Source organism: Paenibacillus sp. ACRSA, from assembly GCF_022346845.1.
In the GTDB taxonomy this organism is placed as follows: domain Bacteria; phylum Bacillota; class Bacilli; order Paenibacillales; family Paenibacillaceae; genus Paenibacillus.
Map to the genome: position 1 here is coordinate 84650 of NZ_JAKRNP010000006.1, position 16203 is coordinate 100852.

The 16203-nt window shown below is 44.5% G+C and carries 13 protein-coding genes and 1 riboswitch; of the genes, 5 read left to right on the forward strand and 8 right to left on the reverse strand.

What is annotated here, in order from left to right; all coding sequences use genetic code 11:
- Positions 1-203: 203 nt before the first annotated feature.
- Together thrS and MH215_RS18150 are read right to left on the reverse strand one after the other, a co-directional pair.
- Positions 204-2141 carry a threonine--tRNA ligase gene (gene thrS, locus MH215_RS18145; RefSeq protein ID WP_056698518.1) on the reverse strand — a complete coding sequence of 646 codons (1938 nt, stop codon included), beginning with the start codon at positions 2139-2141 and terminating at the stop codon, positions 204-206.
- A 433-nt stretch (positions 2142-2574) separates the two neighbouring features.
- A complete protein-coding gene (locus MH215_RS18150; RefSeq protein WP_056698521.1) occupies positions 2575-3519 on the reverse strand; it encodes a putative sporulation protein YtxC in 945 nt (314 codons plus the stop codon).
- A 307-nt stretch (positions 3520-3826) separates the two neighbouring features.
- Between MH215_RS18150 and MH215_RS18155 the strand changes: the two genes are divergently transcribed.
- From MH215_RS18155 to MH215_RS18170, 4 genes are all read left to right on the forward strand, one after another.
- On the forward strand, positions 3827-4231 hold the full coding sequence (locus tag MH215_RS18155; RefSeq protein ID WP_239292309.1) for a hypothetical protein: 405 nt from the start codon (positions 3827-3829) through the stop codon (positions 4229-4231).
- Positions 4232-4552: 321 nt separating this feature from the next.
- Positions 4553-5047, forward strand: coding sequence for a cation:proton antiporter regulatory subunit (locus MH215_RS18160; RefSeq protein WP_056698525.1), 495 nt, complete (start codon positions 4553-4555; stop codon positions 5045-5047).
- 4 nt (positions 5048-5051) lie between these two features.
- On the forward strand, positions 5052-6290 hold the full coding sequence (locus MH215_RS18165; RefSeq protein ID WP_056698529.1) for a cation:proton antiporter: 1239 nt from the start codon (positions 5052-5054) through the stop codon (positions 6288-6290).
- A 107-nt stretch (positions 6291-6397) separates the two neighbouring features.
- Entirely contained in the window at positions 6398-7303 is a 906-nt protein-coding gene (locus tag MH215_RS18170) for a YitT family protein (protein WP_239292311.1), read from the forward strand.
- Positions 7304-7434: 131 nt separating this feature from the next.
- On the opposite strand, the gene MH215_RS18175 is transcribed toward MH215_RS18170, so the two are convergent.
- From MH215_RS18175 to metA, 6 genes are all read right to left on the reverse strand, one after another.
- Complete coding sequence (locus tag MH215_RS18175) at positions 7435-8448, reverse strand: zinc-binding alcohol dehydrogenase family protein (protein ID WP_239292313.1); 1014 nt, start codon at positions 8446-8448, stop codon at positions 7435-7437.
- Positions 8449-8481: 33 nt separating this feature from the next.
- Positions 8482-9411, reverse strand: a complete 930-nt coding sequence (locus tag MH215_RS18180; protein WP_239292858.1) for an aldo/keto reductase — start codon at positions 9409-9411, stop codon at positions 8482-8484.
- Positions 9412-9675: 264 nt separating this feature from the next.
- Entirely contained in the window at positions 9676-10815 is a 1140-nt protein-coding gene (gene mqnC, locus MH215_RS18185; protein WP_056698541.1) for a cyclic dehypoxanthinyl futalosine synthase, read from the reverse strand.
- A gap of 303 nt (positions 10816-11118) precedes the next feature.
- Positions 11119-12303: a trans-sulfuration enzyme family protein gene (locus MH215_RS18190; RefSeq protein ID WP_239292326.1), complete on the reverse strand. Its 1185-nt coding sequence runs from the start codon at positions 12301-12303 to the stop codon at positions 11119-11121.
- Entirely contained in the window at positions 12296-13483 is a 1188-nt protein-coding gene (locus tag MH215_RS18195) for an aminotransferase class I/II-fold pyridoxal phosphate-dependent enzyme (protein WP_239292336.1), read from the reverse strand. The genes MH215_RS18190 and MH215_RS18195 overlap by 8 nt, the downstream gene beginning before the upstream one ends.
- 25 nt (positions 13484-13508) lie before the next feature.
- The gene (gene metA, locus MH215_RS18200) at positions 13509-14426 is read right to left on the reverse strand and encodes a homoserine O-acetyltransferase MetA (protein WP_056698550.1); all 918 of its coding nucleotides are present in this window, start codon (positions 14424-14426) and stop codon (positions 13509-13511) included.
- A gap of 199 nt (positions 14427-14625) precedes the next feature.
- Positions 14626-14750, reverse strand: a riboswitch (SAM riboswitch).
- Between the two features lie 452 nt (positions 14751-15202).
- Between metA and corA the strand changes: the two genes are divergently transcribed.
- Positions 15203-16138, forward strand: coding sequence for a magnesium/cobalt transporter CorA (corA, locus tag MH215_RS18205; protein ID WP_056698553.1), 936 nt, complete (start codon positions 15203-15205; stop codon positions 16136-16138).
- Positions 16139-16203 lie beyond the last annotated feature (65 nt).

Below are 16203 nucleotides of genomic sequence, written 5' to 3' on the forward strand. Positions count from 1 at the left end.
GCGGCTATCACACACCATGAGATCAGTAATCTTAACCTGCACTGTTGTAATATAAATTGCTTTTTCATTATAAAACCTCCCCTCACTGCAAAGGTTTTCCAAAAAGCAAACACGTTATACAGGTATCTGGCAAAATAAAAAAAGTCTGGTACAGCAGACGAATCCACTGTACCAGACGGTGATAACCATATTTTTTTAGAACATTACACGAGACGTGTCGTAATTTCTTCCTTAAGCTGAGCTATAATTTCGTCGAGTGGCTTCATGCCGAGGTCGCCTTCTCCACGCTTACGCACAGAGACACTACCCGCATTACGCTCATTTTCCCCAACGACAAACATGTAAGGAAGTTTCTCAAGCTGAGCTTCACGGATTTTGTATCCCAACTTCTCATTCCGCAAGTCTGCTTCTGCCGAGATCCCCGCACGTTTCAGCTTCTCTTCAACCTCACGCGCATAATCTTCGAAGTTGCCCGATACCGGAATTACTTTTGCTTGCACTGGAGAGAGCCACAGCGGGAATGCTCCAGCAAAGTTCTCGAGCAAGAACGCTGTAAAGCGCTCCATTGTGCTGATTACGCCGCGGTGAATAACGACTGGACGATGCTTCTGTCCGTCATCTCCAACATATTCAAGCTCAAAGCGCTCTGGCAACAGGAAGTCCAGTTGTACGGTAGAGAGCGTTTCTTCTTTGCCCAGTGCCGTTTTGATCTGAACATCCAGCTTCGGACCATAGAATGCTGCTTCGCCTTCAGCCTCGTAGAATGGTAAATCCAGTTCTTCCACAACTTCACGCAACATACGTTGGGACATTTCCCACATTTCATCATTTTGGAAGTACTTCTCTGTATCTTGTGGATCACGATATGACAAACGGAAGCGGTATTCATGAATACCAAAGTCTTTATACACGGTTTGAATCAACTCGATTACACGAGCGAACTCTTCTTTAATTTGATCTGGACGTGCAAAGATGTGAGAGTCATTCAATGTCATCGCGCGTACACGGTGAAGCCCTGTAAGTGCTCCTGACATTTCATAACGATGCATCATACCAAGCTCAGCAATCCGGATCGGAAGATCACGGTAGCTATGCATACTGGACTTGTACACCATCATATGGTGAGGACAGTTCATTGGACGAAGAACCAGTTCCTCATTGTCCATAACCATTTTGGGGAACATATCCTCTTGGTAGTGCTCCCAGTGACCAGACGTTTTATACAACTCCACATTACCAAGAACTGGTGTGTATACGTGCTGGTATCCCAGACTTTCTTCCAAATCTACAATATAACGTTCCAATGTACGACGCAATTTGGCACCGTTAGGCAACCAGATTGGCAGACCTTGTCCCACCAATTGAGAGAATGTGAACATTTCCAGCTCTTTACCCAATTTGCGGTGGTCACGTTTGCGAGCTTCTTCAAGCAAGTGCAGATGTTCATCTAACTGTGCTTTCTTCACAAACGCAGTACCGTAGATCCGTTGCAACATTTTGTTTTTGCTGTCTCCGCGCCAGTATGCACCAGCAACATTCATCAGCTTAAACACTTTAATTTTGCTTGTAGACGGTACGTGTGGTCCACGGCACAAGTCAAAAAATTCACCTTGCTCGTAGATCGTAATTACGCTATCTTCGGGTAGAGCACGAATCAATTCAAGTTTGTAAGGATCGCCCACTTCTTCAAACGTTTTGATTGCATCAGCGCGGCTAACTTCCTTACGAACAATCGGCAAATTCTCATTAACGATCCGTTCCATTTCCTTCTCAATCTTCTGCAAGTCTTCAGGATTGAGTGGTTGTTCCAGATCCATATCATAATAGAAGCCATCTTCAATAACAGGACCTACACCCAGATGAACCTCTTTGTTACCGTATAGACGCTTCACTGCTTGGGCCATCAAGTGAGCTGTACTATGACGCATCACTTCCAGACCTTCCGGAGAATCCAACGTTACGATCTCTACCAGCGCACCTTCATGAAGCGTTGTGGACAAGTCCACCACGATGCCATCCAATTTACCTGCTACAGCATTTTTGCGCAGGCCACTACTAATCGAAGCCGCTACATCTTCAATCGTGCTTCCCTCGGCGTACTCACGTACGGAACCATCAGGGAGTTTAATGTTAACTGCCATTTGTCTCATTCCTCCTGTAAATGTAACCTTTGTCCATTCAATAATGGACTGATTATCTATTGCGATCTTTCGCACGAAGGCAAAAAACGCAAAAAACACCCGTCCCGGTAAAGGGACGAGTGTAATATACTCGTGGTTCCACCCTAATTCAGCTGACTTATCCGATCTGGATATACAGCCCTCATTGGCATGACGATAACGGGCATGACCCGGCAGATCCTTACTCACGGCTAAGTTCCATTTGATCGTTCCATTGGCTCTCTACATTCCGCTTTCAAAACCGCAACTACAAAGGGGTAAACCAAACGTGGAATCTGGAGGAAATTTCAGCCAAAGTTCCCTCTCTCTGCACCGACCATTCGAGTGGCTCATATCTTTGTCAACGCTTTTAGTTCATTAATCATTATAAGTAACTCGACCCATAATTCGTGGATCAACAGTTATTATAATTGCCGAGATCGCTTGCGTCAAGACCAGTCAATAAACCCGCACGCAGTACCTCGCATTCCGGGCAATGATGGCATAACTGCACCTTGTCCTCAAAGATCTGACGAATGGTAGTAATAATGGGCATATCCACTGTGCTGGTATGCAGCATCACTTTCTCAGGCGAGATCGATATAAGCGTACTCACGATCATATCTTCTATATCCATCTCCAGTTCCAGTCCAGGCATCTCCACCACAACCTGCTCATCTTTTTGCACAGGCAACAGATTAAGCGCAGCATCATATACTTGGAATTCATGCTTTCCTTTATGAACGAGATGAATTAGAGGCACTTTCGCTTCCTGAAAGAAAACAAAATATTTAAGCAATCCCATAAATTCTTCGTACTGTCGATCCATCCAAAACTCATCTAGAGCATACTCCACCAGCTCATGTAGCTCTTGTTTGTATTGCTTCATTCGAAAGTTCACAATGCCATCTAGATGAAAAAAATGAACATCCTCCAAATCCCTCTTCAATCCACTTGCGAGTGTTGAGCGTCGACGATCACGGAGCCCTGGCTGATCCAGATCACCATTGATCAAAAGCGGCATACAAATTCGGTTTACCTTCTCTACTTCGTGCTCATCCATGACGGAGCATGCTTTGGAGATCATGTCTTCCACCATATGTCGTTCGCGGGTAAGCATAATAAAATCAGCCAAGCCATTAGCAAATAATTCACTAATTTGTGGTAGCCATTGCTGGAAGTCATTGTGATTCTCATTGCCTCTGCATACCCAGACTGCCCTTCCATCATTATGTTTGAAGGTGAGCCTGAAGCCTCTTTTACTTATATGTAAACCTTTGGTTTTTTCCTTGATACAGTGATGAAATTGATCCGCTTCCTCTTGCCCGGATACATCTGTCCACACGGTAAACAGTTCCACAAGAATCACTCCTTTCCGTCCTGTTCAAAGTATATGGCAAGGTGTATGGGGATATACGAAGCGGATTGATGGAAAGCATGTCATGATTTCTCAGTATATTTCAGCATTTTGCCACATTCACTCTTAATCGTTCTAAAGTACAAGATCTAGCGGCTTTTTTCCTAGTTTTATACTACATGTTGCTGATCATATGGAGTCTTTATTCACAAAAAATTGCATTGTATTTTCGAAAGTGGTTTGGAGATCAGCCAAAAATGTGTTATTATTTTTATAACAGTATGTTTCACGGAAAAGGGGGGAAGCCAGAATGAGAACACAACCAAGAATTGTTCGCAGCGTTTTGATTATCATTTTGTGCGTATTCCAAGCCCTGTGTTTCCCTATTCCGATGCAGACAGAATCCGCTGTCGGTGTATCTGTTGATTCGAACTCTAACAAGGAAATAATGGTTCAGATTCCAGAGTCTCAACAGAAGCCCGTCATCCGTAGATACCCACAAGTGATGGCTAAACTCCTTGCGGTAATGCATAAGAAACCTGTCTTTCTTGTGCTTGCATTACTATTGATTCTGCGGATTCCAACACCACGTCTGCCCTTTAAACCGTTGATTTGTCTGTTTAAGCGCAGATTAATTCTGCTACCTATTAAATACACCAGTATGTATGTTTCCCCCACTCCTATAGCACCAAAATACGTGTACACTCTTCGCTAGTCGTTGCAGCGTATTTAAGGTTGCTTTGCATAGAGGCTCCTCTTCGTTTATTTAAAAGACGGAATACTTGTGCATAACTCATTACCCTTTTAGCTAAGTTAGATAATAATACCCTATTGGCTTGGATGCCAATCTTTGTAGCACTCTTTTGTCATACCCATATTTAAGAATTGAATTCAAAACATTACGGCTGTGTGTCAGGAGTTCCTGGCTCTGTTTACCCGCATATTTAATGTTTCTTTCCAATCGTTAGATCATTCTATTTACGGGAAATAAGCCTTTCTTCTGTGGCCAGCCCTCATTTTAAGGAGGCAACTATCCATGGATGTACGCGAAACGGATCTACCAGGTATCGGTAAGAAATTCCAGATTGAAACGAGTAGTGGCGATAAAATTGTAATTATTATTCACGATGATGGACGTCGTGAAATGTATCACTTTGAGTATGATGATCCAGACCAAAGCATCTCCATGATTACACTGGATGATTATGAAGCAAGACAGATTGCTGCTATTGTCGGCGGCTTGACCTATAAGCCAAAACAGCTTGAGAATATTGAAGTTACTTTTGATGACCTGATCATTGAATGGTACAAAATTGAGGCTTCCTACGGATGTATCGGTAAATCCATCGGTGAACTAGATGTACGTCAAAACTCTGGAGCAACGGTTATTGCCGTTGTTGAGAAAAACCACAAAAAACATATTAGCCCCGGTCCGGAGGTCGTGATCACTGCAGAATCGACGGTTGTCGCTGTCGGCGAACGTAACCAGCAGAAACTGTTCAAATCCCTCCTCCTGAGCGGGAGGGGGTGAGTGAATGGACCATTTGATATTCGAAGTGGGTCTGGCGCTGGTGCTCATTGCAGCAGCCGGACTCCTATCTGCTAAACTACGTTTTTCCGTTGTTCCTTTTTATATTTTGATCGGTATGGCTGTTGGTCCACATGCTATGAAAATCTGGCATCTAGACTTCCGATTCATCGAGAGTCAGCCTTTTATCGACTTCATGGGTCGGATCGGTATTCTATTCCTACTCTTCTATCTCGGACTTGAATTTTCGGTAGGACGGTTGGTGAAATCGGGTCGCTCTATTGCAGTAGGTGGCTCGATCTACATCGGTATTAACTTTACGCTGGGATTAATATTCGGTTTTGTTTCCGGTTTCCCAGTTGCAGAAGCATTGGTTATTGCGGGTATCACCACCATTTCATCAAGTGCCATTGTAGCCAAGGTACTCGTCGATCTGAAACGTACAGCTAATCCGGAGACTGAAATGATACTGGGAATCATCATGTTTGAAGATGTGTTTCTCGCCGTGTACATCTCGATCTTGTCCGGATTGGTACTCAGTGATTCATCCTCCGTCGGAGGCGTCATTATGTCCGCGCTTATTGCCCTTGGGTTCATGTTAATTGTGATTATTCTTGGACGCAAAGCAACACCACTGCTTAACAAGGTGCTCAAAATCCGCTCCAACGAACTCTTCTCTCTAGTCGTATTTGGAGCATTGTTCCTTGTAGCTGGATTTTCCGAAACGATCCATGTCGCTGAAGCCATTGGAGCCTTGTTAGTCGGACTCGTTCTGGCTGAAACGGAACACGCTAAACGGATTGAGCACTTGATTCTGCCGTTCCGTGACTTCTTTGGAGCCATTTTCTTCTTCAGCTTCGGGCTCTCCATTGATCCGTTGTCTCTGGGTGGCGATGCCGTGTGGCTAGCTCTGATTGCAGTAGCTCTTACATTGTTTGGTAATTTCCTTGCAGGCATGCTGGCTGGACGTAGCGCAGGGTTATCTCCAAAAGCATCGGCTAATATTGGATTAACCATTGTGTCACGTGGTGAATTTTCCATTATCTTGGCCAACATGGGTAAAGCCGGGGGACTGATGGCAATGATTCAACCGTTTGCTGCGTTGTATGTACTCATTCTGGCAATCCTTGGACCATTGTTGACCAAAGAGTCCAAACATGTGTTTAGAATTTTGGATAAAATATTTAAGTTCAAGGACACACGCAAGAAAAAAGAAGAACCTAAAGTTTTGCAAAAAGAAGGATGACATGTCTATGTGGAATAGACATTATATAGCAACTCGCGGCTCTACGCCGATCTTTCTGTGATTCACCCAGGGAGAAGGGCTCGGAACCGCACAAAGGAGGATGACGTATGAAAGCACCTCTGATATCGGCTAATCCGGCGCCACACACCGCCAAGACCAGAATCTCATCAAGTCGTCGCCTGTTAAACCTTTTACTTGTGATAGCAGGTGGTATTCTGGCCTCCGTGGGACTTGAATTGTTCCTTCACCCCAATAAGATTATTATTGGAGGCATTACGGGCATTTCATCGTTATTTGCCCATTGGACTGAGATGAGAATTGGATTATTCCTCTTCTTATTCAACGTTCCATTTATATTTATTTCCTACAAGATCGTGCAGAAAAAGTTTGTACTCGTTACTGTGTTGGGTCTGGTTGTCTTTTCGATCGGTGCCATCGTGCTTCATCCCATGCCACCACTAGTAGAACATCCACTTGCCGCAGCGATGTTCGGCGGGTTATGTCTGGGAATAGGAATTGGACTAGTGGTGCGTTATGGCGGGACACTGGATACGCTGGAAATCGGTGATCCGTCTTCTCGACCACCCGAACGTTTATTTAGCGGGAAACGGATGCTTATCGAAAAAATAATCATGCTGTTTAACTTGCTGATTCTAACGGCTGCAGGTGTTGTATTTGGTTGGGATCAGGCCATGTACTCTGTCATTGCATATCTAATTGCTTATGAAATGGTGTATGTCGCTTTTCGCGGATTCTCTGCGAAACGCAAGGTGTATATCTTAACCGCGCAGAGGGATCAAGTCACGCAGGCTTTGCGGAAACGATTACGCCGCGAACCTGTAACACCTAACCCATCAAGTCATTCTCTCCAATCCGCTGCAAGCGATGGATGGGTTCAACACTTTCCAGGCACACTCTATTACGAGGTTCACTTTCTTGAACTGATCTGGCTCAAATCAATCGTGCGACACATTGATCCACATGCGGGTCTTGTCACGAATCCAGAGAAGTGATCTTGACTTCTATACACGGTCATTACGATATAGCGAAATACACCAAAGACTCTCTCTACCTTCTGGATACTTGTTATCCTGAGGATCTGAGAGAGTTTTTGGTATTTATGTTGTTAGAGACTGATTGACCTCTATAAGTCAACGATCGCTTTAACGACCTTAGACTCTGGAAGTAGCCACTGCTCGATAGCCGAAGGTAACAGATCAAAAGACGTTCGATGCGTAATGTAGGCATCCAAATTCAGTCTTTTCGCTTGCAAAACTTGCATGACCTGTTCAAAGTCCTCTCGCGTCGCGTTCCGACTTCCCAGTATACTCATCTCCCGTTTATGAAACTCCGGGTCATGGAAGGTAATATCCGCTTTGACCAAACCTACATATATTAGCTGCCCACCATGAGCAACATAACGAATGGCTTCATTCATCGAATTGACGTTACCTGTTGCATCGAAGACCGCGGTAGCGTAATCTCCTTCCGTAACTTCTCTGACTTGTTCCACTGCTTGTCCTGTTGCTTGTACCAAGATGTCTGCCCCTGCCAAAGAGCGGCTAAGTTCCAATCGTTCCTGATTTCGATCCACGGCAATAACTCTAGCTCCCGCTTGTTTGGCGAATGCCATTACCCCAAGACCAATCGGTCCTGCACCGATGACAACAACCTGTTCTCCTGGCCGTATTCTAGCTCTTCTTACGGCATGAGCTCCAATACTCAGGGGTTCCACCATCGCAGTTTCATCCAACGTCAGCCCTTCCGCTCGCAATAGATGAGATACAGGTACCGCTATTCTTTCTCGCATGCCGCCATCTACATGTACACCCATCACCTGCATGGAGACACAGCAATTGGTTTTACCTGAACGACACGCGATACATCGTCCACAGTGCAAATATGGAATAATACTAACCGTATCCCCGATTTGTAAACCTGCTTCATTCTGCCCGATATCCTCTATGACACCTGCCAACTCATGTCCTAACACACGAGGATATGTAAAAAATGGCTGATTGCCCTTATACGCATGAAGGTCTGTACCACAGATACCAATGCGTTTAATTGAAACGATCGCCTCATGCTCGGTTCTTTCAGGCTCAGGTATGTCCTGTAAGGTTAGATGTTCAACTTCTTCACATACGACAGCTCTCATCTCTACTCCCCCTTAGATGCTTCCTACATGATTTTAATTATATTCTGAAAGACCACTTGGCCAGGTCTCATTATGAATTGGTGCAAGTATACGGAGCACTGCTGAGAGCAATTCCTGATCTAACTCCTCATCTAGCCAGTCAGCATTATTGCGGATATTCTCAACACTCGCACTACTCACCAAAGTGGTTGGGATCTGCTCATTGGCGGTTGCATACTGCACAGCAAGCTTCGCGATGTTACTGCCTTGCTCGGCACAGAATTGCGCAGCCTCCAGGCAAACCTGCTTCACTCTTTTAGTCGCAGGGTGCCAAGCTGGCGCACCTCTAGTACTTAATAAACCCATGGCGAGTGGCGAAGCATTCACAAGACCAACATTGTTTTTTTCCAGTAGCGGCAGCAGAGATAATAACGATGTATCATTTAAGGTGTAATGACAATACGAGATGATCGCATCGGCTTCGATCTGTGGCAATACTTTCTCGAACAAGGTTAACGGCAGTCCACATATGCCCGCGAATCGAATGACTCCTTGCTCTTTGAGGTCTAACAAGGTTGGAAAGGCTTCTTCAATAATGATATCAGCTGGTACAAACTCAATATCATGAAGAAACAACATATCAATATAGTCTGTGTGAAGCCTTGTTAAACTCTGCTGCACACTTTCCTGAATGCGCTTACGTGAAAAATCAAACTCATGCTCACCATATCGCCCCACCTTCGTTGATAACGTATAGGATTGACGTGGCACAGTACGAATCGCATGACCTAACACGGTCTCGGCTTTCGTTAATCCATAATAAGGAGACACATCGATGTAGTTCATTCCTGCATCTAGTGCAGCATGTACAGTACGAATACCTTCGTTAGGATCAATATTACGAAATACCGAACCCAATGAAGATGCACCGAAGCTTAGTACGGGGACGTGTAGTCCTGTCCTTCCAAGTATTCTTTGCTTCATCATCCTACCCCTTTCCTATATATCATTTGAGAACATCTGAGGTCATGTAAAATTCATTGCTTTTTCATTGTACCAGTTCAATAAGAATATAAAATACCTTCATATGTGGATTATATACTGTTTCATGATCTGATTAGGCTCTCCATTTCTCTAAATAGAAGATATTAGTTGATAATACAAATAGCCGCGAAGTCCTTCTACATGAAGGAACATCGCGGCATTATGGCTTCGTTAAGAATCAATAAGCTTATGTTGAATTAATTACTAGTTCTGCATAACGAAGTCTTGCTCAAGGGTATTCTCTTCCTCATCAAACATACGCAGAATTTCGTATCTGGTATTGCGTTGGGCTGGAATGTAACCTGCTTCACGAATCAGTTGAAGAATTGAACCAATGTTTACTTTGTAGGTTGCACCTGCCGCAGATACGACGTTCTCCTCGATCATTGTGCTACCGAAGTCATTACAACCAAACTCAAGAGATTTCTTACCAATCTCAGGTCCCATTGTAACCCATGAAGATTGAATGTTTTTGATGTTATCCAATACCAGACGGCTGATTGCCACCGTTTTTAGATACTCTTGAGGTGTCTGACGCTCTAATTTGAGGTTGGTATTATCCGGCTGGAATGTCCATGGAATAAATGCCAAGAACCCTTCAGAGTCATATTTATTAGCGATACATTCATCCTGAGCTTCACGAACACGCATCAGATGCAATGCACGCTCTTCCATGGATTCACCAAGACCAATGACCATCGTTGCTGTCGTGTTCATCCCAATCCGGTGAGCCGTTTGCATAACGTCCATCCAATCGCGCCATGAGCCTTTTAGACGGCTGATTTTGCGACGTGTACGGTCGTCTAGAATCTCAGCACCACCACCTGGGAGGGAATCCAATCCTGCTTCGTGAATCGCACGTACAACCTCTTCCAGTGTAAGACCATCCGAAACTTCAACCATTTTCATAATTTCAGCCGGAGAGAAGGAGTGCATTGTGATATTCGGGAAACGCGCTTTAATCTCTCTGAGGATGTCTGTGTAATAGCTGAATGGCAAATTCGGGTTCGTACCGCCCTGCATAAGAATTTCGGTACCGTTAACGTCTTCCGTTTCCTGAATCTTCTGGAAGATCAGCTCATCAGGCAATACGTAACCTTCATCAGAACCAGGTCTGCGATAGAAAGCACAAAAACGGCAGTATACATCACACACGTTTGTGTAGTTGATGTTACGCCCAATTACAAATGTTCTGTATGGTTCAGGGTGCATGCGTTTCATAATAACATTAGCTGCCGCCCCAATTTTGTCCACTTCGTCCGATTCAAATAGTTGAATCGTATCTTCTAAATCTAAACGCTCGCCCCGAAGGGCTTTATCTAAGATACGGTCTACCGTACTCATTATAAAAAAGCCTCCCTCATGAAGTGAAAATATGATAACGATCATCCTAGCTTGTGGATTAGATACACAAGTTCCGGTGAAAACATCGTATTTCTGTACTCCAACTATCGTAACACAGGTTACATGTGAAAAAAAGCACCTTATGAGCAGGTGCTTTAAAAATAAGTGAAAATGTAGACATATAGAATTTGTTCAAATAACCCGATTTATAATACGAAGGATGCCTAACAGCATCTCAGCATCGAAAATGGAATTCAGCCGCTATAACCGTTGCTCACGTAGCTTAATCTACGCTCCGCTTTCCTAGGATTCCTGCAGTGCTTGCTCCAAATCTGCAATCAAATCATCAATGTCCTCAAGACCGACTGAGAAGCGAAGCAATCCATCTGTGATTCCGCGATCACGGCGAACCGCTGCAGGCATTGCGGCATGAGACATCATTGCAGGGTAAGACAATATACTCTCTACTGCTCCCAAACTCACAGCAACGATTGGCAGCTTCACACGATTAAGCACTGCCTTGGCACGATCCCCAGAACCTACATCAAAGGATACGACAGCACCATAGCCCGTTGACTGGCGTTCGTGCACTTCGCGACCTGGATGATCCTGTAACCCTGGATAATAAACAGCTGAAACATCACTTCGTTCATTCAACCATGCCGCAAGCTTGGCTGTGCTCAGTTCACTGTGTGCCATACGAGCGCCAAGTGTCTTCATTCCACGCATGAGTAACCAAGACTCTTGCGCTCCAAGCACAGTACCCAACCCGTTCTGCAACTGCTTGAGCTGTTTACCCAGAGCTTCTGTACGAGCTACAGCAAGTCCTGCTAACACATCGCTGTGACCACCCAGGAACTTAGTTGCACTATGTACAACGATATCTACACCTAGCTCTATTGGACGCTGGTAGTAAGGTGTCATAAATGTGTTATCCAGAATTGTAACTAACTCATGCTCCTGAGCCCATGATGTTACTGCAGCAATATCCGTAATCTTCAGCGTTGGATTAGAAGGTGTCTCCATATAAACAGCCTTCGTATTTGGTTGAATCGCTGCTTTTACTTCTTCAATATCTGTCATATCGACAAATGTCGTTTCAATCTGCATCCGGTTTAAAATCGAGGTCAGTAAGCGATACGTTCCGCCGTACACGTCCTCTGTCACGATGATATGATCCCCCGCCGAGAACATCATGAAGACACTGGAGATTGCTGCCATCCCTGAAGAATACGCAAAACCACGTACCCCGCCTTCTAGCAGGGTGATGTAATCCTCCAAAGCCTGACGCGTAGGATTCCCTGAACGACTGTAATCATGTTGTGGTGGATTGAAGATATCAAAATGATGGAAGGTAGACGCCTGATAGATCGGCACACTGGAAGCTCCCGTCGTTTTGTCTACCTCATCCCCAAAATGCAGCAGTTTTGTATCGAATTTCAATTTAGAAGAATCAGAAGAACCGGAATTTTTGTTCTGTTCACTCATGATGTGCTCCTCCTTCAATTTCGAGTTTTGCTGCTGCTAGGGCATTCGCCAGATCTGCGATAAGATCCTCTGCGTGCTCAATACCAACGGAGAAGCGCAACAAACGATCATCCACACCGACAGCGTCACGGATTTCAATCGGAATATCGGCATGAGTTTGAACTGCTGGATATGTCATTAATGATTCAACGCCGCCTAAGCTTTCAGCAAATGCGATGAGTTTAATATGACGCAGCAATGGCTCTACGTAACGAGCATCCTTCACTTTGAAAGAGAAGATCCCCGTGTTACCGCTGGATTGCTTGTTCTGCACCTCATATCCAGGATGATCCGTCAATCCAGGGTGATAGACTTCACCAACAGCTGGGTGCTCCAAAAGATATTTAGCGATTGTCAATGCGTTATATTCATGGCGCTCCATCCGAAGAGCCAATGTTTTCATACCCTTCATCAACTGGTAGGAATCTGTTGGAGATAACACTGCTCCAATAGAGTTGTGTAAGAACGCCATCTCTGCTGACAGTTCCTCTCCTTTGGTCACAATCAATCCAGCAAGTACATCGTTATGTCCACCAAGGTACTTCGTTGCACTATGAATAACGATATCCGCTCCCAGCTCGATTGGCCGTTGGAAGAATGGAGTCAACAACGTATTGTCCACGATAGTCAACAGGTTATGGCTATTCGCCCATGTGCTTACCGCTTCGACATCTGTTATCATCATCAGCGGGTTGGTTGGTGTCTCAATAAAGACCGCTTTGGTATTCGGCTGGAGAACTTTCTCTAATGCAACCAGATCATTGGTATCTACATAGCTTGCTGTTACACCAAAACGAGATAGAATACGTTCAAGCAGACGATATGTGCCCCCATACAGATCGAGAGATACAATCAGATGGTCTCCTTGACTAAACAATGCGAAAATCGTTTGCAGTGCTGCCATGCCTGAGCTACAGGCAAAACCTGCATCACCAGACTCCAGTGCTGCTGCTGCCTCCTCCAACACTTTACGTGTTGGATTCGTTGTGCGAATATAGTCAAATCCCGTGCTCTGTCCAAGCTTCGGATGACGAAACGCTGTTGCTTGATAGATTGGAAAGTTAATCGCACCTGTTACAGGTTCATTAATAGAACCAATTTGAGCTAAGCGGCTTTCGATTTTCAACTTGTTATCTTCCATTGCAGAAATCCCCCTGTTATCTCGATTAAATTTGCGGGCCAATATCGTAAGGTGTTTCTTGATACACATAGTAATTGAGCCAATTAGAGAATAATAAGTTAGCATGCGCCCGCCATGTCGCTGGAGGAACACGAGAAGGATCATCTTTCGGGAAATAATTTTTAGGTAGCGCTACATTTAATCCTTTGGCTGCATCGCGATCATATTCCCACTTGAGGGATAACGGATCGTACTCAGCATGTCCGGTAACGAAAATCTGTTTACCGTCTTTGGTTGCAACTAGGAAAATACCTGCATCCTCAGATTCAGCCAAAATTTCAAGACGCTCGTCCTTCTCAATATCTTCATGACGCACTTCAGTGTGACGTGAATGAGGAACATTAAACACTTCATCGAAACCACGCAGAAGTGGGACGTGAGATTTGTTAATCGTGTGTGGAAATACGCCAAAGCACTTTTCGTCCAGCGAAACTTTAGGAACACCGAAGTGATGGTATAAGCCTGCTTGTGAGGCCCAACATATATGCATGGTTGAAGTTACATTGGTTTTGGTCCATTCGAAAATTTCCTGGATTTCCTTCCAATAGTTCACGTCCTCGAAATCCATCTGTTCTACGGGTGCACCTGTAATGATCATGCCATCGAAGCGGCGGTGCTCGATTTCATCAAATGTTTTGTAGAATTCATCCAGGTACTCCTGGGAAGTGTTCTTAGACGTATGAGATTTCGGATGCACCAGAACGATGTCAACCTGTATAGGTGTATTCCCAACCAAACGTAAGAGCTGGGTCTCGGTCGTTTCTTTCGTTGGCATAAGGTTTAATATAGCGATACGAAGCGGACGAATATCCTGTTGATATGCGGATGTCTCGTCCATGACAAAGATGTTTTCTCCTGCAAGCACTTCCTTCGCAGGTAAAGTGTCCGGTATTTTAATTGGCATGGTGTCAAACTCCTCCTTGAGCATAAATAGATTGCAGCATACGCTGCCATGAGCTTGCTCTACAAGCATAGAATCCTATGTCTAATGCCGTGAGACAGGCTCAAGTTCCTTAGCGAAAATCAGTGCTGAGAAGTCGGGGCATATAACAAAGACCTTCCTCGGATTCCGAGAAAGGTCATATGTAAATAGATATGCGCCTCTCTCATCTCTCAGTTACAACAGTACCTCTTGGGCACATAGTCGCTGCAAGAATTAGCACCGTGCGGTATACCGCCGGTTGCCGGGTTTCATCGGGCCAGTCCCTCCACCTACTCTTGATAAGATTTCGCTGTATTTAATTTTTGAAATTTAATTGCTTTCCGTTTACTTTAAAACATTAATTCGTTCACGTCAAGCTACAGTTCATCCTAAGTTTCTACATCTCGGAACTGTTTTTCACCTCCTGTCATACACTGCCTCAGGGCGCGAAATAGACACATTTTTGCGCTTGAAAGCACCTTGGACCAGCGGTATACTAAACAGGTGTTGTAAACCCTTATGTGAGAGGTGACATAATCAATGGATGGCGACCCGAGGCCTGACTGGCAGCCGAATTCCGACAAACAGCATAGAGAATTGACATCAGCATGCCGGCAGCGGGACGTTACTTCCGTTTGCATATAGAGCGAACGCAGACCTGATCACCAGGCTCCGCTGCCGACCGGCTGATCTATTCTTTTTGCGCCCATAATGATGAAGATCCGCCAACCCGGCGGGTGCAGAAGGAGTCGATAACGATGAAAATCCGGTTGGTAAACAACGGTGTATTTATCCCAGTGGAGGACATTCAGCAAGCGCTGACTCCACCAGCGGAGGGCTTTTACTGGATTGATGCAGATGTGGATGATTTAGCCGTGCTTCAGCCGCTATTTATGATGCATGACCTGGCGGTCGAAGACTGCTTAAGTGACGAGGAACAGCGTCCGAAGATCGAAATTTATGAAAGTCATTATTTTATTGTCATTAACAGCATTCGTTTTGATGATGAAGAGATATTTTTACGTGCCGTCAACCTGTTCTTGGGCAGACATTTCATTATCAGTGTGACCAAACAGAAAGTCAGTGAGCTGCGAACTTTAAAACCTATTCTATGGGAACAGGAAATCAGCACTCCGGATCGTCTGTTATACTTGCTGGTTGACTTAATTGTCGACAATTACTTTACTGTCGGTGATCGAATTGAGGCACGGATCGAGAAGCTTGAGGAAGATATTCTAATGCACACCAAAAAATCTCACCTTAACGAAATAATCGGGCTTCGTAGTGAGATTCTATGGCTCAAAAAAGTGCTTGGTCCTCAAAAAGAGGTCATTAATACTCTTAACAAAAAAGACTTGCGTCTCATTGATGATCAATTGCAAAAATACTTCAGTGATATTTATGAGAATGCGGTAAAGATATCCGAGACGTTCGAAACCTATCGGGATCTGATGGGCAACTTACGTGAGGCTTATCAATCCAGTATCGCTAACCGAGCGAATGAGATCATGCGTGTGTTTACCGCCATCACCACAGTATTCATGCCCTTGACCGTTATTACCGGTATCTACGGGATGAACTTCGAATTTATGCCAGAATTGCACTGGAAGTATTCATACTTTGTGGTCATTGGACTTATGGTGACACTTGGCCTGAGTATGTTCTTCATTTTCCGCAAAAAAGACTGGATTTGATTAGACTCGGAATGAACATATAAATGAGAATAGAAGACGAAGCCTCCCTATTGGGGTTATGGCCT

Excerpts from the sequence above, each read along its gene's own strand:
- MH215_RS18175 (WP_239292313.1), bottom strand. The coding sequence starts at position 8,448 with ATGAGAGCTGTCGTATGTGAAGAAGTTGAACATCTAACCTTACAGGAC.
- MH215_RS18195 (WP_239292336.1), bottom strand. The coding sequence starts at position 13,483 with ATGGAAGATAACAAGTTGAAAATCGAAAGCCGCTTAGCTCAAATTGGT.
- MH215_RS18170 (WP_239292311.1), top strand. The coding sequence starts at position 6,398 with ATGAAAGCACCTCTGATATCGGCTAATCCGGCGCCACACACCGCCAAG.
- corA (WP_056698553.1), top strand. The coding sequence starts at position 15,203 with ATGAAAATCCGGTTGGTAAACAACGGTGTATTTATCCCAGTGGAGGAC.
- MH215_RS18190 (WP_239292326.1), bottom strand. The coding sequence starts at position 12,303 with ATGAGTGAACAGAACAAAAATTCCGGTTCTTCTGATTCTTCTAAATTG.
- thrS (WP_056698518.1), bottom strand. The coding sequence starts at position 2,141 with ATGGCAGTTAACATTAAACTCCCTGATGGTTCCGTACGTGAGTACGCC.
- MH215_RS18180 (WP_239292858.1), bottom strand. The coding sequence starts at position 9,411 with ATGAAGCAAAGAATACTTGGAAGGACAGGACTACACGTCCCCGTACTA.
- MH215_RS18165 (WP_056698529.1), top strand. The coding sequence starts at position 5,052 with ATGGACCATTTGATATTCGAAGTGGGTCTGGCGCTGGTGCTCATTGCA.
- MH215_RS18160 (WP_056698525.1), top strand. The coding sequence starts at position 4,553 with ATGGATGTACGCGAAACGGATCTACCAGGTATCGGTAAGAAATTCCAG.
- metA (WP_056698550.1), bottom strand. The coding sequence starts at position 14,426 with ATGCCAATTAAAATACCGGACACTTTACCTGCGAAGGAAGTGCTTGCA.
- mqnC (WP_056698541.1), bottom strand. The coding sequence starts at position 10,815 with ATGAGTACGGTAGACCGTATCTTAGATAAAGCCCTTCGGGGCGAGCGT.
- MH215_RS18155 (WP_239292309.1), top strand. The coding sequence starts at position 3,827 with ATGAGAACACAACCAAGAATTGTTCGCAGCGTTTTGATTATCATTTTG.